This window comes from Streptomyces sp. NBC_00247 (genome assembly GCF_036188265.1).
GTDB lineage: Bacteria > Actinomycetota > Actinomycetes > Streptomycetales > Streptomycetaceae > Streptomyces.
In genome coordinates, this window is sequence record NZ_CP108093.1 from 5,103,107 (window position 1) to 5,126,962 (window position 23,856).

Annotated in this window: 28 protein-coding genes; 11 read left to right on the forward strand and 17 right to left on the reverse strand. The window is 72.3% G+C overall.

What is annotated here, in order from left to right; genetic code table 11:
* Positions 1-42: 42 nt before the first annotated feature.
* From OHT52_RS22175 to OHT52_RS22190, 4 genes are all read right to left on the reverse strand, one after another.
* A complete protein-coding gene (locus OHT52_RS22175) occupies positions 43-456 on the reverse strand; it encodes a VOC family protein (protein WP_328721928.1) in 414 nt (137 codons plus the stop codon).
* Positions 457-478: 22 nt separating this feature from the next.
* Positions 479-889, reverse strand: a complete 411-nt coding sequence (locus OHT52_RS22180) for a helix-turn-helix transcriptional regulator (protein ID WP_327175604.1) — start codon at positions 887-889, stop codon at positions 479-481.
* 192 nt (positions 890-1,081) lie between these two features.
* Positions 1,082-2,083 (reverse strand): aldose epimerase family protein, encoded by a 1,002-nt coding sequence (locus tag OHT52_RS22185; protein ID WP_328721929.1) that lies wholly within the window; start codon positions 2,081-2,083, stop codon positions 1,082-1,084.
* A 9-nt stretch (positions 2,084-2,092) separates the two neighbouring features.
* Entirely contained in the window at positions 2,093-2,968 is an 876-nt protein-coding gene (locus tag OHT52_RS22190) for a GDSL-type esterase/lipase family protein (protein ID WP_443046808.1), read from the reverse strand.
* A 418-nt stretch (positions 2,969-3,386) separates the two neighbouring features.
* Between OHT52_RS22190 and OHT52_RS22195 the strand changes: the two genes are divergently transcribed.
* The 3 genes from OHT52_RS22195 to OHT52_RS22205 all read left to right on the forward strand — a co-directional run bounded on the left by OHT52_RS22195 (position 3,387) and on the right by OHT52_RS22205 (position 5,431).
* Complete coding sequence (locus OHT52_RS22195) at positions 3,387-3,881, forward strand: DUF3145 domain-containing protein (RefSeq protein ID WP_328721931.1); 495 nt, start codon at positions 3,387-3,389, stop codon at positions 3,879-3,881.
* 99 nt (positions 3,882-3,980) lie between these two features.
* A complete protein-coding gene (locus OHT52_RS22200) occupies positions 3,981-4,796 on the forward strand; it encodes an alpha/beta fold hydrolase (RefSeq protein WP_328721932.1) in 816 nt (271 codons plus the stop codon).
* The gene (locus tag OHT52_RS22205; RefSeq protein ID WP_328721933.1) at positions 4,793-5,431 is read left to right on the forward strand and encodes a hypothetical protein; all 639 of its coding nucleotides are present in this window, start codon (positions 4,793-4,795) and stop codon (positions 5,429-5,431) included. The genes OHT52_RS22200 and OHT52_RS22205 overlap by 4 nt, the downstream gene beginning before the upstream one ends.
* A gap of 78 nt (positions 5,432-5,509) precedes the next feature.
* Here OHT52_RS22205 and fabF read toward each other — a convergent pair whose 3' ends face one another.
* From fabF to OHT52_RS22230, 5 genes are all read right to left on the reverse strand, one after another.
* A complete protein-coding gene (gene fabF / locus OHT52_RS22210; RefSeq protein ID WP_328721934.1) occupies positions 5,510-6,772 on the reverse strand; it encodes a beta-ketoacyl-ACP synthase II in 1,263 nt (420 codons plus the stop codon).
* 79 nt (positions 6,773-6,851) lie between these two features.
* Positions 6,852-7,100 (reverse strand): acyl carrier protein, encoded by a 249-nt coding sequence (locus tag OHT52_RS22215; RefSeq protein WP_328721935.1) that lies wholly within the window; start codon positions 7,098-7,100, stop codon positions 6,852-6,854.
* Between the two features lie 96 nt (positions 7,101-7,196).
* Positions 7,197-8,198 (reverse strand): ketoacyl-ACP synthase III, encoded by a 1,002-nt coding sequence (locus OHT52_RS22220; protein WP_328721936.1) that lies wholly within the window; start codon positions 8,196-8,198, stop codon positions 7,197-7,199.
* A gap of 11 nt (positions 8,199-8,209) precedes the next feature.
* Positions 8,210-9,124 carry an ACP S-malonyltransferase gene (locus OHT52_RS22225; protein ID WP_328721937.1) on the reverse strand — a complete coding sequence of 305 codons (915 nt, stop codon included), beginning with the start codon at positions 9,122-9,124 and terminating at the stop codon, positions 8,210-8,212.
* An 89-nt stretch (positions 9,125-9,213) separates the two neighbouring features.
* Positions 9,214-10,413, reverse strand: a complete 1,200-nt coding sequence (locus tag OHT52_RS22230) for a PucR family transcriptional regulator (protein WP_328721938.1) — start codon at positions 10,411-10,413, stop codon at positions 9,214-9,216.
* Between the two features lie 140 nt (positions 10,414-10,553).
* Between OHT52_RS22230 and OHT52_RS22235 the strand changes: the two genes are divergently transcribed.
* On the forward strand, positions 10,554-11,210 hold the full coding sequence (locus tag OHT52_RS22235) for a pirin family protein (RefSeq protein WP_328721939.1): 657 nt from the start codon (positions 10,554-10,556) through the stop codon (positions 11,208-11,210).
* A 31-nt stretch (positions 11,211-11,241) separates the two neighbouring features.
* Here OHT52_RS22235 and OHT52_RS22240 read toward each other — a convergent pair whose 3' ends face one another.
* Positions 11,242-12,180 (reverse strand): SDR family oxidoreductase, encoded by a 939-nt coding sequence (locus OHT52_RS22240; protein ID WP_328721940.1) that lies wholly within the window; start codon positions 12,178-12,180, stop codon positions 11,242-11,244.
* 163 nt (positions 12,181-12,343) lie between these two features.
* On the opposite strand from OHT52_RS22240, the gene OHT52_RS22245 reads away from it, so the two are divergent.
* Positions 12,344-12,919 carry a TetR/AcrR family transcriptional regulator gene (locus tag OHT52_RS22245; protein ID WP_328721941.1) on the forward strand — a complete coding sequence of 192 codons (576 nt, stop codon included), beginning with the start codon at positions 12,344-12,346 and terminating at the stop codon, positions 12,917-12,919.
* Between the two features lie 262 nt (positions 12,920-13,181).
* On the opposite strand, the gene OHT52_RS22250 is transcribed toward OHT52_RS22245, so the two are convergent.
* Entirely contained in the window at positions 13,182-14,441 is a 1,260-nt protein-coding gene (locus OHT52_RS22250; protein ID WP_328721942.1) for a cytochrome P450, read from the reverse strand.
* A gap of 340 nt (positions 14,442-14,781) precedes the next feature.
* Between OHT52_RS22250 and OHT52_RS22255 the strand changes: the two genes are divergently transcribed.
* A complete protein-coding gene (locus tag OHT52_RS22255) occupies positions 14,782-15,216 on the forward strand; it encodes an ankyrin repeat domain-containing protein (protein ID WP_328721943.1) in 435 nt (144 codons plus the stop codon).
* 28 nt (positions 15,217-15,244) lie between these two features.
* On the opposite strand, the gene OHT52_RS22260 is transcribed toward OHT52_RS22255, so the two are convergent.
* From OHT52_RS22260 to OHT52_RS22270, 3 genes are all read right to left on the reverse strand, one after another.
* Complete coding sequence (locus OHT52_RS22260; RefSeq protein WP_328721944.1) at positions 15,245-16,117, reverse strand: serine hydrolase domain-containing protein; 873 nt, start codon at positions 16,115-16,117, stop codon at positions 15,245-15,247.
* Between the two features lie 99 nt (positions 16,118-16,216).
* Positions 16,217-16,396, reverse strand: a complete 180-nt coding sequence (locus tag OHT52_RS22265) for a DUF397 domain-containing protein (RefSeq protein ID WP_443046637.1) — start codon at positions 16,394-16,396, stop codon at positions 16,217-16,219.
* Complete coding sequence (locus OHT52_RS22270) at positions 16,374-17,222, reverse strand: helix-turn-helix domain-containing protein (protein WP_328721946.1); 849 nt, start codon at positions 17,220-17,222, stop codon at positions 16,374-16,376. Before OHT52_RS22270 ends, OHT52_RS22265 begins: the two co-directional genes overlap by 23 nt.
* Before the next feature lie 83 nt (positions 17,223-17,305).
* Between OHT52_RS22270 and OHT52_RS22275 the strand changes: the two genes are divergently transcribed.
* Positions 17,306-17,770, forward strand: coding sequence for an ATP-binding protein (locus OHT52_RS22275; protein WP_443046639.1), 465 nt, complete (start codon positions 17,306-17,308; stop codon positions 17,768-17,770).
* A 298-nt stretch (positions 17,771-18,068) separates the two neighbouring features.
* On the opposite strand, the gene OHT52_RS22280 is transcribed toward OHT52_RS22275, so the two are convergent.
* Both OHT52_RS22280 and OHT52_RS22285 read right to left on the reverse strand, forming a co-directional pair.
* Positions 18,069-18,902, reverse strand: coding sequence for a class I SAM-dependent methyltransferase (locus OHT52_RS22280; RefSeq protein WP_328721947.1), 834 nt, complete (start codon positions 18,900-18,902; stop codon positions 18,069-18,071).
* 234 nt (positions 18,903-19,136) lie between these two features.
* On the reverse strand, positions 19,137-19,988 hold the full coding sequence (locus OHT52_RS22285; RefSeq protein WP_328723847.1) for a helix-turn-helix transcriptional regulator: 852 nt from the start codon (positions 19,986-19,988) through the stop codon (positions 19,137-19,139).
* 138 nt (positions 19,989-20,126) lie between these two features.
* Between OHT52_RS22285 and OHT52_RS22290 the strand changes: the two genes are divergently transcribed.
* The gene (locus OHT52_RS22290; RefSeq protein ID WP_328721948.1) at positions 20,127-21,122 is read left to right on the forward strand and encodes an aldo/keto reductase; all 996 of its coding nucleotides are present in this window, start codon (positions 20,127-20,129) and stop codon (positions 21,120-21,122) included.
* 25 nt (positions 21,123-21,147) lie between these two features.
* On the forward strand, positions 21,148-21,330 hold the full coding sequence (locus tag OHT52_RS22295; protein WP_328721949.1) for a hypothetical protein: 183 nt from the start codon (positions 21,148-21,150) through the stop codon (positions 21,328-21,330).
* Positions 21,331-21,377: 47 nt separating this feature from the next.
* Here OHT52_RS22295 and OHT52_RS22300 read toward each other — a convergent pair whose 3' ends face one another.
* Positions 21,378-22,193 (reverse strand): serine hydrolase domain-containing protein, encoded by an 816-nt coding sequence (locus OHT52_RS22300; RefSeq protein ID WP_328721950.1) that lies wholly within the window; start codon positions 22,191-22,193, stop codon positions 21,378-21,380.
* Between the two features lie 127 nt (positions 22,194-22,320).
* Here OHT52_RS22300 and OHT52_RS22305 point away from each other — a divergent pair, with 127 nt between their 5' ends.
* Entirely contained in the window at positions 22,321-22,767 is a 447-nt protein-coding gene (locus tag OHT52_RS22305) for a MerR family transcriptional regulator (RefSeq protein WP_328721951.1), read from the forward strand.
* Positions 22,767-23,783 (forward strand): aldo/keto reductase, encoded by a 1,017-nt coding sequence (locus OHT52_RS22310; RefSeq protein WP_328721952.1) that lies wholly within the window; start codon positions 22,767-22,769, stop codon positions 23,781-23,783. Before OHT52_RS22305 ends, OHT52_RS22310 begins: the two co-directional genes overlap by 1 nt.
* Positions 23,784-23,856: the final 73 nt, after the last annotated feature.

Here is a 23,856-nt window from a genome sequence, read left to right on the forward strand (position 1 = left end):
CGGTCTACCGTGCCACGTTCCGCGGTGTGGCGGGTGTGCGCGTCACTTCTTGTTCTGGGTGAAGCGCAGCATGTTGCCGGACGGGTCGCGGAAGGCGCAGTCGCGGACGCCGTAGGGCTGGTCGAGCGGTTCCTGGATCACTTCGCCGCCTCCTTCGCGGATGCGCTCGAAGGTGGCGTCGACGTCGTCGGTCGAGAAGATGACTCCGCGCAGCAGGCCCTTCGCGAGGAGCTCCGCCACGGCCTGCCGGTCGGCGGCCGAGGCGCCCGGGTCCGCCAGCGGCGGCTCCAGCACGATGTTCACGTCGGGCTGCGAGGGAGAGCCGACGGTCACCCAGCGCATCCCCTCGAACCCCACGTCGTTGCGGACTTCGAGCCCGAGCACGTCGCGGTAGAAGGGGAGCGCCTTGTCGTGGTCGTCGACGGCGATGAAGGTCTGGGAAAGGTTGATGTCCATGCGTTTCACGCTACGGGCGGGGTCATCGTTTCGCTTCTCCATTCCTGACCGGTCGCGTGTGGATCTTCGCGACGCAGGCGGGGACGGCCGCGCCCGCCTCGTGGGAACGCGCCCGGTAGGCGCTCGGGCTCTCGCCGACCAGCTCGGTGAAGCGCGAGCTGAAGGACCCCAGCGAGGTACAGCCGACCTCGAAGCAGACCTCGGTGACCGACAGGTCGCCCCGCCGCAGCAGCGCTTTCGCCCGCTCGATCCGGCGGGTCATGAGGTAGTTGTACGGGGTCTCCCCGTAGGCCGCCTTGAAGCTGCGGGAGAAGTGGCCCGCCGACATCAGGGCGGTACGGGCCAGCGCGGGGACGTCGAGCGGCTCGGCGTACTCGCGGTCCATCCGGTCGCGGGCCCGGCGCAGTCTGCGGAGGTCTTCCAACGACGTCATCCGGCCACCTTCGCACGGGGGCCCCGAGCGCGCCCGGCACTTCGGGGGATCAGGGAGCGCTCGCCATGCGCATGATCGTGCCGTACCCGGGTACGTACCGGGTTCGGGACGGTCCACGCAACCGAGGAGCCCCGCAGCGGACCTGACACCGCTGCGGGGCTCCTCCCCGCCCCGTCTCCGCCCCGCCAGGGGTCAGCGTACGGAGAAGCCGTACTCCGTCGTCGAGACGTACTCCCCGCCCGGCCGCAGCACCGTGCTCGGGAAGTGGGGCCGGTTCGGCGAGTCCGGGAAGTGCTGGGTCTCCAGCGCGATCCCGGCCGACGGCACGAAGGGGCCGCCGCCGAGGTGGTCGGCGGTGTAGAGCTGGATGCCCGGCTCGGTCGTACGCACCGTCAGTGCCCGCCCGGAGCCCGCGTCGTACAGCTCGGCGGAGACTTCCGCGAGGTCGCCCGGAGCGTCCAGGACGTAGTTGTGGTCGTACCCCGGGCCCACCGGCTTCGGCCGGCGGAAGTCGAACCGGGTGCCGTCCACCGGGGCGAGTTCACCGGTCGGCAGGGAGGCGGCGTCCACCGGGGTGATCCGCCCGGCCGCGATCCGCAGCTCGTGCCCGAGCGCGCTGCCGGTGCCCGCGCCGGCCAGGTTCCAGTAGCTGTGGTTGGTGAGGTTCACGACGGTCGGCGCGTCGGTCGTCGCCCGGTAGCCGATCCGCAGCGCCCCGCCCGGCTCCAGCGTGTACGTCACCGAGACCGCGAGCCGTCCGGGGAAGCCTTCTTCGCCGTCCTCGGCGACGAGGCCGAGCTCCACGCCGCCGTCCACCTCGCGGGCCGCCCAGACCCGCTTGTCGAAGCCTCGCGCCCCGCCGTGCAGCTGGTTGGGGCCCTCGTTGGCGGTGAGCCGGTGGGTGCGGCCGTCGAGATCGAAGGAGGCGCCGCCGATGCGGTTCGCGTACCGCCCGCAGACCGCGCCGAAGAAGGGCGAGGCGTGGGTGAGGTATCCGGCGAGGTCCGGCAGTCCGAGGACGATCTCGCCGGGCGCCCCGTCCCGGTCCGGCACCTCGACGGACTGCTGAATCGCGCCGTACGTCAGCAGGCGTACCCGGGTCCCGTCGCGCTCCAGGGTCCAGCGCTCCACGGACGTACCGTCCGGGAGAGTGCCGAACGCGTCACTGCTGATCGTCGTCGTACTCGTACTCATGATCGGACTTTACGCTGGTGGCGCGGCTGCCGTGACATTGCGGTAGGCGATCTCCGCCAGCCGGGCCTGCCCGTCGCGCCCCGGGTGGAACCAGTCCCACGGACTGAGTTGGGCGCCGGTGAACGGATAGTCGTAGACCGCGTCGCCGTCGTACCTGCAGAGCTCGTCCCCGGCGCACACCTCGCGCAGCACCTTGTTGTACTCCACCACCCGCTCGCGTACGGCGGCCCGCCGGGCGGTGGCGGCGGCGCCCATGTCGTCGGCGTCGGCCAGCATCGACTTGCAGATCCCGAGCTTCCAGACCTGCTTGCCGAGCGGGTTGCGGCGCCCGGTCGACCAGAGCCGCCACAGGTCCGGCACGCTCGACACGTACACCTGCGCCTTCGGGACGGCGGCCCGCAACTGCCGCAGCGACAGGTCGAAGGAGAACCGGAAGTCCTCGACGGACGTCATGGACGCCACCGAGCCCCGGCAGGCGTCGTTGGCGCCGATCATCACCGTCACCAGCTCCGGCCGCTCCCGCGCCGCCTCGGCCATCTGCTCCGGCAACTGGGCGATCCGCGCGCCCGACACGGCGTGGTTCCAGCTGTGCGCCGTCACCTCGGACGGACCGAGGAGCCGGGCGGCGAGACTGCGCACCGCGGTGTCCGTCCCGGTGGCCCAGGAGACCTCGGGGCAGTCGGCCAGCACCGAGCAGGCGTCGAACCCCCGGGTCATCGAATCGCCGACCGCCGCGACCGAGCCCGGACGGCGATTCCACACCGGACCGGCGGGCGCCGCGGCCGTGGCGCGACCGGCGCCCTTCGGTGCGCTCTTCGCACCGCCGTCCGCCCCTCCGGAACACCCCGTCAGCACGAGTGCGCCGGCGCACGCCCATGCCGCCATTCCGGTGACGGCGGTCCGCGGGCGGCGACCCCGCCATGTGCGTTCCGGCATCTTGAACCTCCGGTCGTTGCTGGCCTATGCCGCTGGTCCTGGCCCCCGGCACACCCCGTACGCGCAGGCGTGCGCCGGGCGTGCTCCGCCGGGTGAAAGCGGGCGAATGAGGGGCCCGGGACCGACCGTACGTCACACGTCCGGCCCCGGCGCACGGTAGCTTTTTCCCGGAGAGCCAGTGAGGCCCGCCCGCCCGCGCCCCGCACGGGAGGTCCGGTAAGTTACCTCACGTCACATACTGTCCGTTTTCTGGAGATTATCTCCCGATGCTGTTTACTGATGACAACCTCGGGAGCCGGCCGGGAACAGGCGGCATGGGCGCGAGGCCGCTGGGGAAGGCGTACCTCGTCCCACACGGGAGGTTCCGGTGACGACACGTGGAGTCCTGTACGTACACTCCGCACCGCGCGCGCTCTGTCCGCACATCGAATGGGCGGTGGCAGGCGTACTCGGGGTGCGGGTCCAGTTGGACTGGATCAGACAGCCGGCCGCGCCCGGCACCTGGCGGTCCGAGTTCTCCTGGCGGGGCCGCGCCGGCACCGCCTCGGAGCTGGCCTCCGCCCTGCGCGGCTGGGACCTCCTCCGCTTCGAGGTGACCGCCGAACCGTGTGCCACGGCCGAGGGTGAGCGCTACAGCTCCACCCCCACGCTCGGCATCTTCCACGCGGTCACCGGCATGAACGGCGACATCCTCGTCCCCGAGGACCGGCTGCGGGCGGCCCTGACGCGCTCCGTGCGCGGGGAGTCCGACCTGGAGGCGGAGGTCGCGGGACTCATCGGCAAACCCTGGGACGACGAGCTGGAATCCTTCCGGCACGCCGGCGAGGGCGCCCCGGTCCGCTGGTTGCACCAGGTGGTCTGAGCCCCCGCGCGCCCAGGGGCTCACGTGCCCTCAGGAGCCGTGTTCCACATGGTGAATCACCGGCGGCCGAGGGGCGCGGCTTCACTACGCTGCGCACGCATGACCTTCCACGAGGTGCGCGGCGCCACCCTCCACCACGACGACACCGGCCCCCGCGACGGAACACCCGTCGTCCTGATCCACGGCCACCCCTTCGACCGCACGCTCTGGGCCCCGCAGGCGCGGGCGCTGACGACGGCCGGATACCGGGTGATCACCCCGGACCTCCGTGGATACGGCGCGAGCGGGGTGACGGAGGGGACGGTGTACCTCTCCGACTTCGCCGACGACCTCGCCGCCCTCCTCGACCGTCTCGGCCTCGCGGACGCGGTCGTCGGCGGTGTCTCGATGGGCGGTCAGATCGCCCTGGAGTTCCGGCGGCGCCACCCCGGGCGGGTACGCGCACTCGTCCTCTCCGACACCTCGGTGCCGCCGGAGACGGAGGACGGCAAGGCGTACCGCAACAAGCTCGCCGACCGGCTGCTCGCCGAGGGCATGGGCGGATACGCCGGTGAGGTCATCGACAAGATGCTCGCCGCCTACAACGTGACCGCCCTGCCCGAGGTGGCCGACCGGGTGCTCGCGATGATGCGGGCCACCGACCCGCGCGGCGCCGCCGCCGCGCTCCGGGGCCGCGCCGAACGCCCCGACCTGCGGCCCGTGCTGGCCGCCGCCGACGTTCCCGTACTCGTCGTGGTCGGCGCCGACGACGTGTACACCCCGGTCGCCGACGCCGAGGAGATGCGCCACCACGCCCCGCACGCGCGGCTCGAAGTGATCGAGGGCGCCGGCCACCTGCCGGGCGCGGAGCAGCCCGAGCGGTTCAACGCGGTCCTGCTCGACTTCCTCACCGAGCAGGTGGCGGGCGTCCGATGACCGCACCGCACCCGCTGCTCGGTCTCTTCCTCGACGCGGCCGAGGGACACTTTCCGCCCGTGGACGGCTCGGTGACGGTGCTGCCGCCCCTGCCCGGTGGGCTGGAGTGCTCCGTCGCGTTCACCGGCCACGCCGTCGTCGCCACCGCACTCCCCGCCGACGAGGTCCTCGGCGCCGGCCCGGACGGTTTCGGAGCCTCGCTCGCGCCGGACTTCCTGCGGCTGCTGGGGGGCCCGCACGGCACGGTCGGCGTCACCGACGCGACCCTCACCGCACGGGGCACCGGCGGCCCGCCCCGCCTCGTCCCACTGGACGGCCACGACGAGCACCCGCGCGTCCGGCACGCCCGCCGCCTGCGCCGGAACGTCCGGGTGTACGGCGACGAGCGGGGCATGATCACCCTCGCCGAAGGGCTCGCGGGGCGCCCGGAGCTCAGCATCGAACTCCACGATCCCGGGGCCCGCGCTCCCGGGCGGGGGCGCGGGCTGCTCGCCGACGCCCTCACCCTCGTACCGTCAGGCAGCCCCGTCTTCGCGGCCGTCGCCCCGGGCAACGCCCGCTCCCTGCGCGGCTTCCTCGCCGCCGGGTTCGTACCGGTCGGCAGTGAGGTGATCGTCGAACCCGGCCGGGCGTGAGGCCCCCGGGAACGACGAAGCCCGCCTCCCCGGAGAACCGGGGGGCGGGCATCGTCGTGGCGGACCGAGCAGAAACGATCAGACGCTGCGGAAGGCCAGGACCACGTTGTGGCCGCCGAAGCCGAACGAGTTGTTGATCGCGGCGATCGAACCCTCGGGCAGCGGCTGCGGCTTGTCGCGGACGATGTTCGCCGTCACGTCGTCGTCGAGGTTCTCGATGTTGATGGTCGGCGGGGCCATCCGGTGGTGCAGCGCGAGGACCGTGGCCACGGTCTCGATGCCGCCCGCACCACCCAGCAGGTGGCCCGTCATCGACTTGGTCGCGGAGATCGCGACGTGGTCGAGGTCGTCGCCCAGGACCGAGCTGAGCGCCTTCAGCTCGGCCACGTCGCCCTGCGGCGTGGACGTGGCGTGCGCGTTGAGGTGGACGACCTCGGACGGCTTGAGGTCCGTGGTGTCCAGCAGGTTGCGCATCGCCGCGGCGATGCCCCGGCCGGTCGGCTCGGGCTGCGCGATGTGGTGGGCGTCGGCGGACAGGCCCTGGCCCAGCACCTCGCAGTAGACCTTGGCGCCGCGCGCGGCGGCGTGCTCGACCGACTCCAGGACCACGACGCCCGCGCCCTCACCGAGGACGAAGCCGTCACGGCCCGTGTCGTACGGCCGCGAGGCCTTCTGGGGCTCGTCGTTGTTCTTGGACATCGCCATCATGTTGGCGAAGGCCGCGATCGGCAGCGGGTGGATGGCCGCCTCCGTACCACCGGCGACGACCACGTCGGCACGGCCGGTACGGATCATCTCGACGGCGTACCCGATGGCCTCGGCACCCGACGCGCAGGCGGAGACCGGGGTGTGGACACCGGCCTGGGCGTTGACCTCCAGGCCGACGTTGGCCGCCGGGCCGTTCGGCATGAGCATGGGGACGGTGTGCGGGGAGACGCGGCGTACGCCCTTCTCCTTCAGCACGTCGTACTGGTCGAGCAGCGTGATCACGCCACCGATGCCGGAGGCGATGACCGTGCCCAGCCGCTCGGGCTCGATCGCGTCGTCCTCACCGGCCTTGCCGGTGAAGCCGGCGTCCGCCCACGCCTCGCGGGCCGCGATCAGCGCGAACTGCGCCGAGCGGTCCAGCTTGCGGGCGAGCGGGCGGGGCAGAACCTCGCCCGGGTCAACCGCTGCCAACGCGGCGATCCGGACGGGCAGTTCGGCGAAACGCTCGCCTTCGAGGGGCTTGATGCCGGAGCGACCGGCCATCAACCCCTCCCAGGTCGATGCGGAGTCGCCACCCAGCGGAGTGGTTGCGCCGATACCGGTGACGACCACGGTGCGATTGGTCGAGTTCACTGGAAAATCTTCTCCACGTGTAGAGGGTCGTGAATCAGCGGCGCCACCGCCGGGTGGCGACACACGAACCGGCCTGGGATCAGGCCTGGTTCTTCAGGATGTAGTCGGCAGCGTCGCCGACCGTCTTGAGGTTCTTGACGGACTCGTCGGGGATCTTGACGTCGAAGCGCTCCTCGGCGGCGACGACGACCTCGACCATGGACAGCGAGTCGACGTCCAGGTCGTCGGTGAAGGACTTGTCCAGCTGGACGTCCTCGACCGGGATACCGGCGATCTCGTTGACGATCTCGGCGAGACCGGTGACGATCTCTTCCTGGGTGGCGGCCATGTTGGCGCTCCTTCGATAAGTGTCTGCTGGGTTCTGACGTCCGGACCGAGAACCCCGATGGTGCTGGATCTTCTCGTTCGGACCGGGCGAAAAGCCTTAGGGGAGAGTAACGACCGTCGCGGCGAAGACGAGACCCGCCCCGAAGCCGATGACGAGGGCGGTATCGCCGCTCTTCGCCTGCCCGGTCGCCAGGAGCCGCTCCATCGCGAGCGGGATCGAGGCGGCGGAGGTGTTGCCGGTCGTCTCCACGTCGCGGGCGACGATGACGCTCTCCGGCAGTTTGAGGGTCTTCACCATCGAATCGATGATCCGCATGTTGGCCTGGTGCGGAATGAAGACGTCCAGGTCTTCCGGAGCGACCCCGGCGGCTTCCAGCGCCTGCTGGGCCACCTTCGCCATCTCGAAGACGGCCCAGCGGAAGACCGCCTGACCCTCCTGCGTGATGGCCGGGAACTTCTCCGGGCGCTCGGCGTGGAACTGGTCCCACGACACGGTCTGCTTGATGGTGTCCGACTTGTCGCCCTCGGAGCCCCAAACGGTCGGGCCCATGGCCGGTACCTTCGACGGGCCGACGACCACGGCGCCCGCTCCGTCACCGAAGAGGAAGGCCGTGGCACGGTCGGACAGGTCGGTGAGGTCGCTGAGCCGCTCCACACCGATGACGAGGACGTACTCCGCGGAACCGTCGACGACCATGCCCTTGGCGAGCGTCAGACCGTAACCGAAGCCCGCGCAGCCGGCGGAGATGTCGAAGGCCGCGGGCTTGCCCGCGCCGATCTTGTGCGCGATCTCGGTGGCGACGGCCGGAGTCTGCTTGAAGTGCGAGACGGTGGAGACGATCACACCGCCGATCTGCTCCGGGGCGATCCCCGCGTCGGCGATGGCCTTGCCGGCGGCCTCCACGGACATCGCGGACACGGTCTCCTCGTCGGAGGCCCAGTGCCGGGTGGCGATGCCGGAGCGGGAGCGGATCCACTCGTCGGACGAGTCGATCGTTTCGAGGATCACCTCGTTCGGCACCACGCGGGTCGGGCGGTAGCCGCCGACCCCCATGATGCGTGCGTACGGGGCGCCCTGGCTGGGCTTGATCTTCGACATGCTCGTGCTCCTTAGGCGGACGCGTGCTCGGAGATGAGCGCGCGGGCCGCGTCGAGGTCGTCGGGGGTCTTGAGCGCGAGGGTCCGCACGCCGGGCAGCGCGCGCTTGGCGAGCCCGGTGAGGGTGCCCCCGGGGCACGCCTCGATGAGCGCGGTCACACCGAGCTGCTGGAACGTCTCCATGCACAGGTCCCAGCGGACCGGGTTCGCGACCTGCCCGACCAGGCGCTCGACGACCTCGGCGCCCGTCGCGACCGTCTTGCCGTCCGCGTTCGACACGTACGTCACGGTGGGATCGGCGATCTCCAGGCCCCGGGCCGCTTCGCGCAGCCGTTCGACGGCCGGAGCCATGTGGTGCGTGTGGAACGCCCCGGCGACCTTGAGCGGCACCACGCGGCGCACGCCCTCCGGCTTGTTCTCGGTCAGCGCGGCGATCTGGGCGGCCGTGCCCGCGGCGACGATCTGACCGCCACCGTTCACGTTGGCCGGGGTCAGCCCGAGGCTCTCCAGGTGCGGGACCGTGACGTCCGGGTCGCCGCCGAGCAGAGCGGCCATGCCGGTCTCGGTGACCGCGGCGGCGTCGGCCATCGCGAGCCCGCGGGCCCGCACCAGGCGGAGCGCCGCCTCGTCGCCGAGCACACCGGCGTAGGCGGCGGCGGTGATCTCGCCGACGCTGTGCCCGGCGACGACGGCGGGCGACGCGTTCAGCGCGGACGCGGAGAGGAGACCCGCGGCCACCAGCAGGGGCTGGGCCACCGCCGTGTCACGGATCTCGTCGGCGTCGGCCTTCGTGCCGTAGTGGGCAAGGTCGAGCCCGATGGCGTCGGACCAGGCCGCGATGCGGTCGGTGGCACCGGGGAGGTCGAGCCAGGGAGTCAGGAAGCCGGGCGTCTGAGCGCCTTGGCCGGGAGCGACGAGTACGAGCACCCTCACACTCTCTCTTGCGGACGGTCCCGTACGCCCGTGGGGACAGGGACGAAGAACCGTCAGGGGAATTGTTGAAGTCCGACAAAAGTCTAGGACTGGCTGTCTCTCGCGGCCAAGCGCCCCAGGATCAGCGCGATCCGGAGCGTGAACGCGGAACGTACGTCGGACGGCGACCAGCCGGTGACGTCCGTCACACGTCGTAGCCGGTAGCGCACGGTGTTGGGGTGCACGAACAGCATTCGGGCGGCACCTTCCAGGCTGCTCGCCTGCTCCAGGTAGACACTCAGAGTCTCCAGGAGCGCGGACCCGGCCTCCTCCAGAGGGCTGTAGATCTCCTCCACCAACTGGTCGCGCGCGGCAGGGTCTCCGGCCATCGCGCGCTCCGGCAGGAGGTCGTCGGCCAGGACCGGACGCGGGGCGTCCTGCCAGGCGATGCAGGCCTTCAGCCCGGCAGCCGCCGCCTGCGCGGACCGGGTCGCCGCCAGCAGGTCGGGCACCACCGGTCCGGCGACGACCGGACCGGCCGCGTACGGGCCGATCAGGCCGCGCGCGACCTGGAGCGGGTTGTCGCTGCCGCCCGCGATGACCACCAGCCGATTGCCCAGTACCCCGGTCAGTACCTGCACCTTGGAGCCGCGCGCCGCACGCCGGATGGCCTCGACCGTCAGTTCGCTGTCCCCGTCCGGGGCGGTACCGAGGATCACGCAGACGTGCTCGGGCGAGTTCCAGCCGAGCGCGGCGGCCCGGGAGATCGCCCCCTCGTCCGCCTCGCCGGACAGGACCGCGTTGACCACGAGCGATTCGAGCCGGGCGTCCCACGCGCCGCGCGCCTCGGCCGCCTGCGCGTAGACCTGGGCGGTCGCGAAGGCGATCTCCCGGGCGTAGACGAGCAGGGCCTCACGCAGTACCGACTCGTCGCCGGGTGCGGCGACCTCCTCGATCGCCGTTTCCATGACCTCGATCGTCGTACGGACCATCTCGACCGTCTGCCGCAGGGTGATCGCCCTGGTCAGCTCGCGCGGGGCCGTGCCGAACACGTCGGTGGAGATCGCCTGCGGGGTCTCCGGATGCCGGAACCACTCGGTGAACGCGGCGATGCCCGCCTGCGCCACCAGGCCGATCCAGGACCGGTTCTCCGGGGGCATCGCCCGGTACCACGGCAGCGTCTCGTCCATGCGGGCGATGGCGTTCGCCGACAGCCGGCCGGAGGACTGCTCCAGCCGCTTCAGGGTCGCGGCATGCAGATGGGCGTCGTGGGCGGCGCGCTGCGCGGGATCGGGTCGGGGCACGGAGACAAGACTGCCTTATCCGGGCAGAGGGACGGAGGGGCGGGGCGGGTGAGGGGCACGGAGACGTCCTCGTACGGGCCGGGCCGGTTCCGGTCGCTCCGGGGCGGGGCGGCTGCCCGGCGCCCGGCTACGGTGGGGGTGTGATGTCCGTACACCGCGCGCAGAGCCGGTACGAGGGCGGGGACCGGGCGGCGGGGATCGAGTCCCGGCACGCCTTCTCCTTCGGTTCCTTCTACGACCCCGACAACCTCCGCTTCGGCGCGATCCTCGCCTGCAACGAGGAGCGGCTCGCTCCCGGTGCGGGTTTCGACGAGCATCTGCACAGTCACACCGAGATCGTCACGTGGGTGGTGGAGGGCGAGCTCACCCACCGCGATTCGGCCGGTCACACCCGGGTGGTGCGCGCCGGTGACGTACAGCACCTCAGCGCGGCGGCCGGGGTCCGGCACCTCGAACGCAACGACGGCGACGCGCCTTTGGTGTTCCTCCAGATGTGGCTGGCGCCGCTGGAGGCCGGCGGCGAGCCCGCCTACGCCGTCGTCCCCGGCATCGCCGACTCCACCCCGTACGCCCTGCCCGCCGCCGGGGCGATGCTGCACGTGCGACGGCTCGCGCCGGGCGAGCGCGCGGCGGTCCCGGACGCGGTGCGGGCGTACGTGCACGTGGTGGACGGCGAGGTGGACCTCGGCGGCGAACGCCTCGGGCCGGGCGACTCCGCCCGGATCACCGGGGCCGAGGGGCTGGAACTGCGGGCGCAGGGCCCGGCCCAGGTGCTGGTCTGGGAGCTGGCGGGCTGAACGGCGGGCCCTGCCGGGCAGCCCGGGAGGGTCAGGCGGCCGGGGCGGCGAAGTAGTGCCCCCGGTCGAGGTCGTCGAGGAGGCCCGGCCGGGTCGGCTGCCACCCCAGCAGCGCGCGGGTGCGCACGCCCGAGGCCGGACCGTCCAGGGCGAGGAGCGCCGCGAGCCAGCCGAAGTGCGCGGCGGCGTCGGCGGGGTCCACGGACGCCACGGCCAGGCCGAGGCGCCGGCCGATCACCTCCGCGACCGCACGGATGGGTACTCCCTCGTCCGCGACCGCGTGCAGGACGGAGCCCGCCGGAGCCCCCTCCAGGGCGAGGCGGAAAAGGTGCGCGGCGTCGTCGCGGTGCACGGCGGGCCAGCGGTTGGCGCCGTCACCGATGTAGCCGGAGACCCCCTTCGCGCGGGCGGTCGCCACGATCGCGGCGAGGAAGCCGTGGTCGCCGTCCCCGTGCACGGTCGGGGGGAGCCGTACGACCGAGGCGCTAACGCCGCGGTCCGCGAGGGCGAGGGCCGCCCGCGCGTTGTCCATCCGCTTCGACGGGCCCGAGTCGAGGGCGCCCGCGTCGGACGGGGCCGACGCCCGGCCGTCCTCCTCGGTCGCGAGCCGGCCGGGCGCGATCCCGAGCGTCCCCGCAGCGATGAGCAGGGGGCGGCCGGAGCCGGCGAGCGCGTCGCCGAGGGTCTCGATCGCACGGCGGTCCGCGTCGGCGGCGGCGTCGAAGTCGCCCGAGAACGCGAGCTCGTGCTTGAAGGCGAGGTGGATCACGCCGTCCGACTCGGCCGCCGCGTCCCGCAGGACGCCGAGGTCGTCGAGCGAGCCTCGGCGAGCCTCGGCGCCCGCCTTGGCCAGCGCAGCGGCGGAAGCCTCCGAGCGGGCGAGCCCGACTACGTGGTGCCCGGCGGCGAGGAGTTCCAAAACGACGGCCGAGCCGATCCAGCCGGAAGCACCGGTGACGAATACACGCATGGGATGAACCTCCACGAGGGGTGGGGTGGCCGTCCTGGTCGCGGACGCCGTGGCTCGGGGAATCCGGCCTCGGAGCGCGACGGGCGACCGATGTCAGTGACTGTCGTCGTGTTCATCAACGTACACCCGATGTCAGTGGCTGTCATCGCGTAGGATCGACACCATGGGTCGATGGGAGCCGAACGCGCGCGGACGTCTGGAACAGGCGGCCCTGGAGCTCTACGCCGAGCACGGCTACGAACAGACCACCGCCGCCCAGATCGCCGCTCGCGCCGGAGTCACCGAGCGCACCTTCTTCCGGCACTGCGCCGACAAGCGCGAGGTGCTGTTCGGCGGTGCGCAGCAGCTGGAGCAGGCCTTCGTGGACGCCCTCGGAGCCGCCCCGGCCGCAGCGGCCCCGATCGACGCCATGGCTTCGGCCCTGGAGAGCGTCGCCGTGTTCTTCGACGACCGCCACGCCTTCGCCCGGCAACGCCATGCCGTCATCGTCGCGAGCCGCGAGTTGCGCGAACGCGAGCTGACCAAGCTCGCGTCACTGGTCGCCGCCCTGACGGCGACGCTCCGCGGACGCGGCGTCCCGGAACCCGCCGCCGGCCTCACCGCGGAAGCGGGCATCGCCGTCTTCAAGGTCGGCTTCGAACGCTGGGTGGCCGAGGACGGGGCCCGCTCCCTGGCGGACTTCCTGCGGGAGTCGCTGGACGGGCTGAAGGCGGTCATGGCGGCCACGGCCGGGGAGTAGCGGGTCACGGCCAGGCCGTGTCCGACCCTGCGCGTCGGATCAGCGGGCGGTGTCCGGTGCGGTGCGTCGCGAGGCGGAGGATCGCCCGAGTACGGGATGTACTCGGGCGACTCGGGCGGTCCGGCAACGCCGCGAGGTGCCGTGCCGGGCGCCGCACGCCCGGCGGGAATGGTCAGACACGGCCCAGGCCCCATACCGGTGGCCCCGGACGATTCAGCGGGTCCGCCGGGTGATGGCCGGGGACGGAAGCCCGTCGGAGAGGTCAGCCCGCGACGCCCGGGCAGAGAACGGGATCTCCCCACCGGGCAGGGTCGTCGGGGGATCCACCGTGCCGGGCCGCCGGGCAGGGGGCGTCCGAAACCATCAGGCTCTGTGGGGAGTTGACGGTCAGTGACGCGATGGGCGGCCCAGGCCGGGCGGTTGCCCGCAGGTGGGGCAGGAAGGTGAACAGTCCGGCGAGGGCGGTCCGCAGCTGAAGGCGGGCGAGCGGGGCGCCGAGACAGTAGTGGGGGCCGCGTCCGAAGGCGAGGTGGCGTGGCGGCGCGCTCCCGGTGAACCGGTCCCCGGCGGTACGGCGGGGGTCCAGGTTGGCGGCCGTGTAACAGAGCAGAAGGGCGTCGCCCTCGCGGACCGGCTGCCCGCCCAGTGTCACGTCCCGGCGGGGGAAGGCGAAGGGCAGGGCGAAGACGCTGGAGTCGTACCGCAGGGCCTCCTCCACCACGTCCTCCCAGGGCACCTCGCCGCCCAGGACGCCTCGCAACCGGTCGGGATGGCCCAGCAGGGCGCGGACTGCGTTGACGAGAGCGGCGACCGTCGTGTCGAATCCGGCGGCGAGGAAGAGCCAGAGGGTGTCCTGCGCCTCCTGCCTGGTCAGGGCTTCGGCCTCCACGGACCGGGCGAGATCCGCCACCAGGCCGCCCGACCGGCCCGGACGTTCCAGGAGACCACCGAGGAACCCCCGGATCTCGGCACTCAGCCGCCGGGACTCGTCCGCGGTGAGAGCCGCCCGGGAGAGGGCGCGGTGCACCAGGGAACTCGCCTCCGCGCGTTCCGCCGCCGGAACACCGAGGAGCGAGCAGAGCACGTCCAACGCCAACGGGAGCGCGAACTCCGCCCGCAGGTCGAAGGGGCGCCCGGCCGCGACCAGCCCGGCGAGCAGCCGGCCGACGGCGCTCTCCACCTCCGGCCGCAGCCGACGGATGTTCCCGGGAGTGAAGGCCGAGACCGCCGTACGCCGGAGCCGGGTGTGGTCCGCACCGTCGGCGGTGAGCATCCACTGCCGGTTCAGGTGGTCGGTCATGGGCCAGTCCGGCGGGATCTCCCCGTCGCGCAGCGCGCGGAAGTGCAGCGGGGACCGCGAGAACAACGGGTCGCTCAGCACCGTCTCCAGTTCGTCGTAGCCGACCACGGCCCAGCAGTCGACGCCTCCCGGCCACTGGGCGGGGACGACGCTGCCGTATGCGTGGAGCGCTGTGGCCTGCTCGCGCAGGTCCGCGCGGGGGTCGAGGAGGACGCGGGACACGGTGGTGCCTTCCGGTGGAGGAGTCGGGCGGGCAGGAGGACGGCATCGAATCGATCGCGTGCGGTCGCCCTGTGACCGTGTCGCGTCGAGGTGCCCGGCGGCAAGTGCGCAGAGCGCGCGCCGTGGCCGAATCACGCGCGGTCACGGCGCGGCACGGGCCGCGCGTAGCCGGGGCCAGGGCACGCAAGGGCTCCCGGGTTACCTCCGGCGTCCCGCTCGGTCTTCACGCGGGGCCGGCGGGGAAGCCGGTTGGAGCGTGGGTGGCCGACGCCCGGGTCGGTCCACCGTCTGGTGACTTCGTGGACGAGCTGAGGCCGGTCCTTCGCTATGCTCCGCGCCCATGAAGCGAAGACGGTCCAAGAAACTGTCCAGGGATCTGGTCGGAGCGGCCCTGACCGGTGACGCGGCACGCGTCCGCACCCTCCTGCGCGCCGGAGCCGACCCGGAGGCGGCCGACTCGGACGGCACCACACCGCTCTACGCGGCGGCGGTCCAGGGCGACGCGGAAGCCGTCAGCATCCTCCTGCGGGCCGGCGCCGCTCCGGACGCCGAGAGCGGCGGCGAGGGCAGCGAGGGAACACCCCTGTGCGCGGCGGCCTGTTGGGGGCACACGGACGTCGTACGCGCGCTCCTGGCCGCAGGCGCGGTTCCGGATCTCCGTGAGGACTACGGCACCGGGCGGACGCCCCTCGAATGGGCGATGGCCGGGCCCTGGCCGGAGACGGTCGCGATGCTGGAGGGCGCGGGGGCGCCGCTTCGGCCAAGTGAGTCGTAACGGGCACGAGGGTTTGGCCGCCCTGGCGTTACCCCCGTGGGGGATCGTCGTTCTCCCGCCGTGCGGTGGAGTTTCCCGGCGTCGCCCGTCGGAGGAGATCGGCGCCCAACGCGTCGGTGCGGTCCGCCCGGCCGCTGAGGCGGTGGACCAGCACCCACCTGCCGTCCTGCGTGGCCCCGGCGAAGACGGAGGCGTCCCCGGTGGCGCCGTTGTGCCAGACCACGGTTCCGGCTCGCTGCCAACTCAGTGCGGGCTCACCGAATTTCCGTTCGGTCAGGAGTGCGGTCACCAAGTGGGCAGCGGCCCTCGGGGTGGCCCAGAGACCACCGGCGGGCAGGATGGCGCCGCTCATGGTCCAAGGGCGTCGTGGGCGACCCAACAGCCCACGACTGTGGAGACGCTTGTCCGAGGGGGGATCGCCGGATATCTCGGCGATGTCCAGGGGCGCGAGTACGTAGTGGTGCAGGAGTTCTTCGTAGGTCATGCCCGAAGCGGACGCCAACGCCGAGCCGAGGATGGCGTATCCGAGGTTGGAGTACGCCTCGGTGCGACCGGGGGCATCGGTGGTGAGGGTGTCCAGTCCCTGGAGCACGGCGTGCAGGGCGGCGGTGTCGAAGTCCGCATACGGGTCGCGCCGCTTCACGCGCGGGGGGAGCCGGGGCAGACCGGAGGTGTGCTGCGCCAGATGCCTCAGGGAGATTCCGGTGCCGGCCGGGACGGGCAGTAACTGCTCCAGAGGTGTGTCCAGTTGGAGCGCGCCCTCCGCCACCATCCGGTCAAGGGCCGTTCCGGTGAGTGTCTTGCTCAGTGACCCGATCTGTACGTACGCGTCCAGGTCGTGTCCGTGGAGGGCCCGAGGGGCTTCGCCGCTGCTGAGGACACAAGTGGGTACGGTACGCACGGAAAGCCCTTCCTGGGCGGAACGCGGGGGTCGGCGGCGTGAAGTAGGCCCGGGCGGGGCGGTAACCCGTGGAACCGAGCTTCGCCGGGCCCGCATCACCTACCGGAGACCGTCCACGAACGCCTGCCAGGCGACCGGGCCGACGGTCACGACCGGACCGTCCGGGACCTTGCTGTCACGGACCGGTACGGAGTCGGTGGGGCTGCCGGCCGCCACTTCGAGGCAGTCGCCGCCGGTGTTGGCGCTGTAGCTGGACTTACGCCACGACGAGTTCTTCATTTCCGGTCCCGGCTCCATAACGCTCCTCCATCACGCGGCTGATCAGAGCCGCCGACTCCTCGACGGACAGGACAGCCCCTTGCAGGTGAGCGTATCGGAGAGAAGCCTCCCGGATGGTTTCAGGATCGGCGGTCATGTGGCCGGAGATGACGTCCTCGGTGTACACGAGGTCCGGGTCGCTCTCGAAGCGCAAGAGATTGAACGAGCCGGCCAGGCTCGCATGTTCACCCGCCGAGAAGGGCAGCACCTGAATGCGCATCCAACGATGGCTGATGCACTCCAACAGCCTGGCGAGTTGGCTTCGCATGACCCGACGCCCGCCGATCGGGCGGGACAGCACCGCCTCGTCCAGGATGACCCAGGCGAGCGGCGGCTGCTCCCTCTTCAGGATGCGCTGACGCTCCATCCGCGCTGCCAGCAGGCCGTCCAGGTCCTCGGGCATGCCGGTCGCCAGGACCGCCCGCGCGTACTCCTCGGTCTGCAGCAGCCCGTAAACCATCTGCGACTGATAGGTGGAGATGTACGTCGCCCGCGACTCCATCTCCGCGTAAGCCTGGAACCACGTCGGCAGTTGGCTGCGCAGCACCAGCCCGATCAGCCGGGAGAACAGTCCGCCCGTGCCGAGGGCCGCGTCCAGCCGCTCGGAGAAGTCCCGGGTGGGGACCTTCCGCGCGGTCTCGATCTGACCGATCAGCGAACCCGTGCAGAAGATGATGGCTCCGAGCTGGCCCTGTTTGAGGTTCGCGGCCTCGCGCTGGCGGCGCAACTCCCAGCCGTAGTAGGCCAGCGGCGAGGTGCTGGGGTCGAGAGTCTGGATGTTGGCCACGGGGGGACCTCCGGCGTACAACGCCTGGCGGCGTTCGTTTCGGTACGTAGCCGAGCGTAGTCGGATCGCTGCACGCTGGTGACATGAATCACGTAACTGTTCAGCGGTCCGGAGTGGGCGAGACCTCGCCCGTCCTCAGGGAGCCCGTGTACCACGCCGACTTCACGATGGGTGAGCATTCCGCGCGGCATCTCCGTCGCATCCTGCGGCTCTACCTCGTCGACCGGGGGCTTCTCGACGTGGCGGGCGCGGCCGAACTCGCGCTCACCGAGCTGATCGCGAACGTCGTCCGGCACGTGCCCGGCCGCCACTGCCAGATCCGTATGTACTTGCTGGGGGTCGACGGGGTGCGCGTGGAGGTCGCCGACAGCAGTCCCGAACTGCCTACGGCCACCGTGCGTGACGCGCTCGACGAGGGTGGCCGAGGGCTGCTGCTGGTCGCCGCCGTCGCCGACAGGTGGGGCGTGGAGGTGCGGGAGGGCGGCGGCGGAAAAACGGTGTGGTTCGAGAGTCTGACCGACGGGGGAGGTGGGGCCGGGGGCGGCTGACCTCTGGCTCGGAGGATGGTGCCCCGGAAGCGTTCCCGCACCCCTGAAACATGCGAGGGGAAGCGGGGCGGAGTGTGAGGGGTGGTGATGGGCAAGATGTTTCCAGTCCCGAGCCCGAGCCCGAGCCGGGGCCTGTGCAACCCACCCCCCATGGCCGCGAGTCCCTCGCGATCTCCGTCCGGCCGCAATGGTCGGAACCGTATACCGAGGCGCTGACATCGACGGCGGAGGGATTCCGCAGGTGTGCCGCCACCTCGACCGGCAAGCTGCCGGGGGCGGTGTTGTCGCGGCCCGCCGGTCAGGGACCGGAAGTGCGCTCCCCGGGCTTCCACCCCCACGCCGTGAGCATCCCGGCCGACAGCGCGGCGCACTCGTCGGAGACCAGGTACCGGATCGCCGCGTCGATCCCCGCGTCGTCCACCAGGCCGGTGGCGAGCATCGCCGGCCGGCTGCGCTCCCAGGTGTCGGCCCAGAAGCGGCTGATGGGGCTGTCCGGCTGGAGCGGCGGTACGTGGATCTCGGCGGCGACGGGTTCGAGCCCCGCCCCGCGCAGCAGCTGCGGGGAGGACGGCACCCAGGAGACGTCGGTGCCGATCGTGGCCCGCAGCCCCTGCCACATCGCCCGCATCGCCGCGGTGTACGGGGTCGCGGGCGTGACGTCGCTCGTCAGGTCCACCGCGTCGCTGAGTACCAGCACCCCGCCCGGAGCCACGAGCGCGGCCAGTGACGTGATCAGGCTCTCGTGCTCGGCCAGGTGCATCAGGACGAAGCGCGCGTGGACGAGGTCGTACTGGCCGGAAAGGGACCCCGGGGCGGTGATGTCGGCCTCCAGCAGGTCGAGCCCGGGCACCGGCCGCTCGCCGAGGAACCGTACGTCGCGGTCGACGGCGAGCACACTCTCCACCCCGGCCTCGCCCAGCAGCCGGCGGGAGACCGTACCCGTGCCCGCCCCCACGTCGAGGCAGCGCCACCCGGGGCCGGCACCGAGCGCCCGCAGCCGCGCGAGGCTGATGTCGTCGTAGGCGAGGGCCCCGTAGTCGATGCGCTCGCCCTCGCCCGCCTGCCCGGGGCGGAAGTACGCCTCTCCGTAGCGACCGCCCTCGAAGGCGCCCTGGCCCGGTGCCGCGTTCACCCCGACACCCGCGCGCAGCCCGGAGCGGAAGCCGTCGAGGGCGCGTCCGGCGCCCGGTTCGGACGAAGGGGCGGGAACAACGGGAACGGGTCGCCGTACAGGTGCATGACCGGGCCTCTCCACGCGGTGGGCGGTGACGGGCGGGCCGCCCCCGGAGAGGACCGCCGCCCCACCGAATCCTGCACACGGGCCCGCCCGCCCCCCCGAGGCGCGCCGATCGGCGCGCCTCGGCCGTCACTCTCCCGCCGTGCTCACCGGAAAGTTCTCGATGCCCAACACGCTCAGCAGTTCCAGCCGTTCGCGGGTCTCGGTGTCGGCGGGGGTGAGTACGAGCAGCATCTGCCGCTGGTCGAGGGTCACCAGGGTCTCGCAGTCCAGGACCAGCCGGCCCACCCGCGGATGGAGCAGCTCCTTGCGGTCGGCGCGCCGGACGGCCACCTCGTGCTCGGCCCACAGGCGGCGGAACTCGCCGCTCGCCCCGCTGAGCCGGGCGACGAGGTCGGTGACGGTGGGGTCGTGGCCCCGGCGGCCGGCGACCGCCCGCAGGTCCGCGACGAACTGACGCGACTGGTGTTCGTGCTTCTCCGGCGGGTGGACGGCCCGGGTGGCGGGCTCGGTGAACCACCGGTACACGAGATGGCGCCGGGGCCCGGAGAGGCCGGTGTGGTCGCCGTACAGCAGGAGCGCCATCCGGTTCTGGGCCAGCGCCTCGCCCAGGTCGGACAGGACCAGGGCGGGGGTGTCACCGAGCAGGTCGAGCATGCGGATCAGCCCGGCCCGCGCCAGCCGGGCCGTGCCGTCCGCCGGAGGCGGCTGGTGTCCCGCCAGGTGGAACAGGTGGGCGCGTTCGTCGTCGCTCAGCCGCAGCGCCCGGGCGAGCGCGGTGAGCAGCTGGAGGCTGGGGCGGCTGCCGCGCCCCTGTTCGAGGCGTACGACGTAATCCACCGACACCCCCGTGAGCATGGCCACCTCCTCGCGGCGCAGGCCGGGGGTGCGGCGCCGCGAGCCGTCGGGAAGGCCGACCTCGGCGGGCCGGAGGGCTTCGCGGCGGCGGCGCAGGAAGTCCGCGAGGTCGTCCCGTCTCATGGCTTCGCTCATGGATTCCTTTGTAACCGACGGGGGACGCGCTCATCCAGGGAGGGCCGCTCCCTGGATGAAGGCTCCTCTCCCGCATCCCGGCGAGCGGGCGCAGGCTGGACCTACCGAGCGATGGAGGAGAGTGTCATGGAACGACGTCATCTGGGGACCAACGGTCCGGCGGTCTCCGCCCTGGGACTGGGCGGGATGGCCATGTCCGGCGCCTACGGGAGGTCCGACCGCGAGGAGAGCATCGCCACCGTGCACGCGGCGCTGGACGCGGGTGTCACGCTGATCGACACCGGCGACTTCTACGGCACCGGGCACAACGAACTGCTCCTCGCCGAGGCCCTGCGCGGCCGGAAGCGGGAGGATTACCAGCTCAGCGTGAAGTTCGGCATGCTCATGAAGCCCGGCAACGGGTTCGGCAAGCCGGACTGCCGTCCCGAGGCGGTGCGCAACTTCCTCGCCCACTCGCTGACCCGTCTGGGCACCGACCACATCGACGTCTACCGCCCGGCCAGGCTGGACCCCGAGGTGCCGATCGAGGAGACGGTGGGCGCCGTCAAGGAGATGATCGACGCCGGGTACGTACGCCACCTGGGCCTCTCGGAGGTCGACGCGGCCACCGTGCGCCGGGCCCACGCCGTGCACCCGGTGGCCGATCTCCAGATCGAGTACTCCCTCCTCTCGCGGGCGGTCGAGGACGAGGTCCTGCCCGTACTGCGCGAGCTGGGGATCGGGCTGACCGCCTACGGCGTTCTCAGCCGCGGCCTCCTCTCCGGGCACTGGACCGCGGGTCACAGCGCCGGGCCGGGCGACAGCCGCGTTCACGGCCCGCGGTACGGGGCCGGGAACGTGGAACACAACCTCGCCCTCGTGGAGGCCCTGCGCGAGGTGGCCGAGGCGAAGGGCTGCACCGTCGCGCAGCTGGCCATCGCCTGGGTCGCCGCGCAGGGGGACGACATCGTTCCGCTCGTCGGCCCCCGCAGCCGCGAGCGGCTCACCGAGGCGCTGCCCGCGCTCGCGCTGGAACTCACCGCGGACGATCTCGCCCGGATCGAGAAGGCGGTGCCCCGGGGATCGGCGCGGGGCGAGCGCTACCCGGCCGCGTTCATGGGATCGGTCGGCGTGGGGAGCTGAGGCGGCGCGGGAACACGCCCGTCGCGTGGATTGCGACGCGTCCGTGGTGCTCGCTTCCCCCTACGCGTGGATCGGCACCGTGGAGGAGATCGCAGCCGCACTGGCCGCCCATGAGCGGCGCTGGGGCATCACCCGCCACGTCGTCCGTGAGGCTTACCTGGACGCGGCCGACCAGGTGCGCGCGCACGTGGCACGCACCGCCCGGTGACCTGATTCCACGACCCCGTGCCCCGGTGGTCTTCCCCGGGGGACGGCTCAGCGGCCGGCCTCCGCCAGTACCGCGTCCGTGAACGGCGGCCACACCTCGGCGGCCCAGGGGCCGAAGGCGCGGTCCGTCAAGGCGACACAGGCCAGGCCCGCGACCGGGTCGATCCAGAGGAAGGTGCCGGACTGGCCGAAGTGGCCGAAGGTCGCGGGGGAGGAGCTCGCGCCCGTCCAGTGCGGGGACTTGGAGTCCCGGATCTCGAAGCCGAGGCCCCAGTCGTTGGGGTTCTGGTGGCCGTACCCGGGCAGTACGCCCTTCAGCCCCGGGTGCACGACGGTCTGCGCCTCCAGGACCGTGCGCGGGTCCAGCAGCCGGGGAGCCTGGACCTCGGCGACAAAACGGACCAGGTCGGCCACGGTCGAGACGCCGTCCTTGGCGGGCGAGCCGGCAAGCGTGGTCGAGGCCATCCCCAGCGGTTCGAACACGGCCTCACGGGCGTAGTCGGCGAAGGAGATGCCGGACGCCTTCGCGAGGTGCTCGCCGAGGACCTCGAAGCCCGCGTTGGAGTAGAGCCGCCGCGTACCGGCCGGGGCGGTCGCCCGGTGCTCGTCGAAGGCGAGGCCGCTGGTGTGGGCGAGCAGGTGGCGGACGGTCGAGCCCTCCGGGCCGGCGGGTTCGTCCAGCTCCAGGGCCCCCTCCTCGTACGCCACGAGCGCCGCGTACGCCGCCAGCGGCTTCGACACCGAAGCCAGGGGGAAGCGGTGCGCGGTGTCGCCGTACGTGCCGAGGACGGTGCCGTCCGCGCGTACGACGGCGGCCGCCGCGGTGGGGACGGGCCAGTTCTCGATCATCGCCAGACTCTGCATGATGACGAGGGTAGAGGCAGGGGACACCCGCCCCGCAGGGGGTCCCGCGCGGCGGGGACGGGCCTTCGTGGGTTTCCCGCCCGGTCCATTTGCTTCGAGTGCACTCCAACGTTCTAACGTGGAGGACATGACGGTGACGCAGAGCACGTCCGTACGACCGGTGCCCCAGCAGGTCTCCCCGCCGGGCCGCACGGTCCGGTACACGATCAGTGAGGTGGCCGCCCGCACCGGGCTCACCGCGCACACCCTGCGCTGGTACGAGCGGATCGGCCTGATGCCGCACGTGGACCGCTCGCAGACCGGACAGCGGAGGTTCACCGACAAGGACCTCGGCTGGCTGGCCTTCGTCGGCAAGCTCCGGCTGACCGGGATGCCGGTGGCCGACATGGTCCGGTACGCGGAACTGCTGCGCGAGGGCGAGCACACGTTCGACCAGCGGCAGGAGCTGCTGGAGGCGACCCGCCGCGACGTACGGGCCCGGATCGCGGAGCTCCACGAGACGCTCACCGTCCTGGATCACAAGATCGACTTCTATGCGAGCGCCCGACGGGCGCCGGAAAGGCCGTGTGGCTGATGACGGAGAACACCCTTCCCACCGTGCAGCTCGGCGCGGACGGACCGCAGGTCGGCGTGCAGGGACTCGGCTGCATGGGCATGAGCGAGTTCTACGGCGAGACCGACGAGATGGCCGCCCACGACACCCTGCACACGGCGCTGGACGCGGGGGTCACCCTCTTCGACACCGCGGACATCTACGGACGCGGCGCCAACGAGGAGTTCCTCGCCTCGTTCGTCGGGACCAACCGCGACCGGATCACGCTGGCCACCAAGTTCGCCATCGAGCGGTCCGACGACCCCGAGTACCGGGCCGTACGCAACGACGCCGCCTACATCAAGCAGGCGGTGGAGGCGAGCCTGCGCCGCCTGGGCACCGACGTGATCGACCTCTACTACATGCACCGCCACGACCCGAAGGTCCCGTTCGCCGAGTCCGTCGGCGCGATGGCCGAACTGATCAAGGAGGGCAAGGTCAAGCAGCTCGGGTTGAGCGAGGTGACCGGCCCGGAGCTGCGCGAGGCGCACGCGGTGCACCCGATCGCCGCCCTCCAGTCGGAGTGGTCGCTCTTCAGCCGGGACCTGGAGCGCAGCGCGGTGCCGGCGGCGGCCGAGCTGGGCGTCACACTGGTGCCGTACTCGCCGCTTGGCCGGGGCTTTCTGACCGGGGCGTTCGCGGACGCCGGCAAGGAGCTCGGGAAGGACGACTTCCGGCAGTACCAGCCCCGCTTCACGGGCGACAACGCGAAGAACAACGCGGCCCTGCTGGAGCCGGTCCGCCGGATCGCCGAGGCCCACGGGGCGACCCCCGCGCAGGTGGCGCTGGCCTGGGTGCACCAGCGCGCCCAGGTGCACGGGCTGACCGTCGTACCGATCCCCGGTACCCGGAAGCCGGCCCGGCTGCTGGAGAACGTCGGTGCGGCCCGGATCGTCCTCACCGCCGAGGAGCTGGCCGAGCTGGAGCCGATCGCCGGAAAGGTGGCGGGCGACCGCTACCCGGACATGAGCAGCACGGCGGCGGCCCGGGAGAAGTAGGACCCGCGGCAGGGCCCGCGTGACCCGGGCGCCCGTACCCGATCCGGGGCCCGCGGCAGGGCCCGCGTGACCC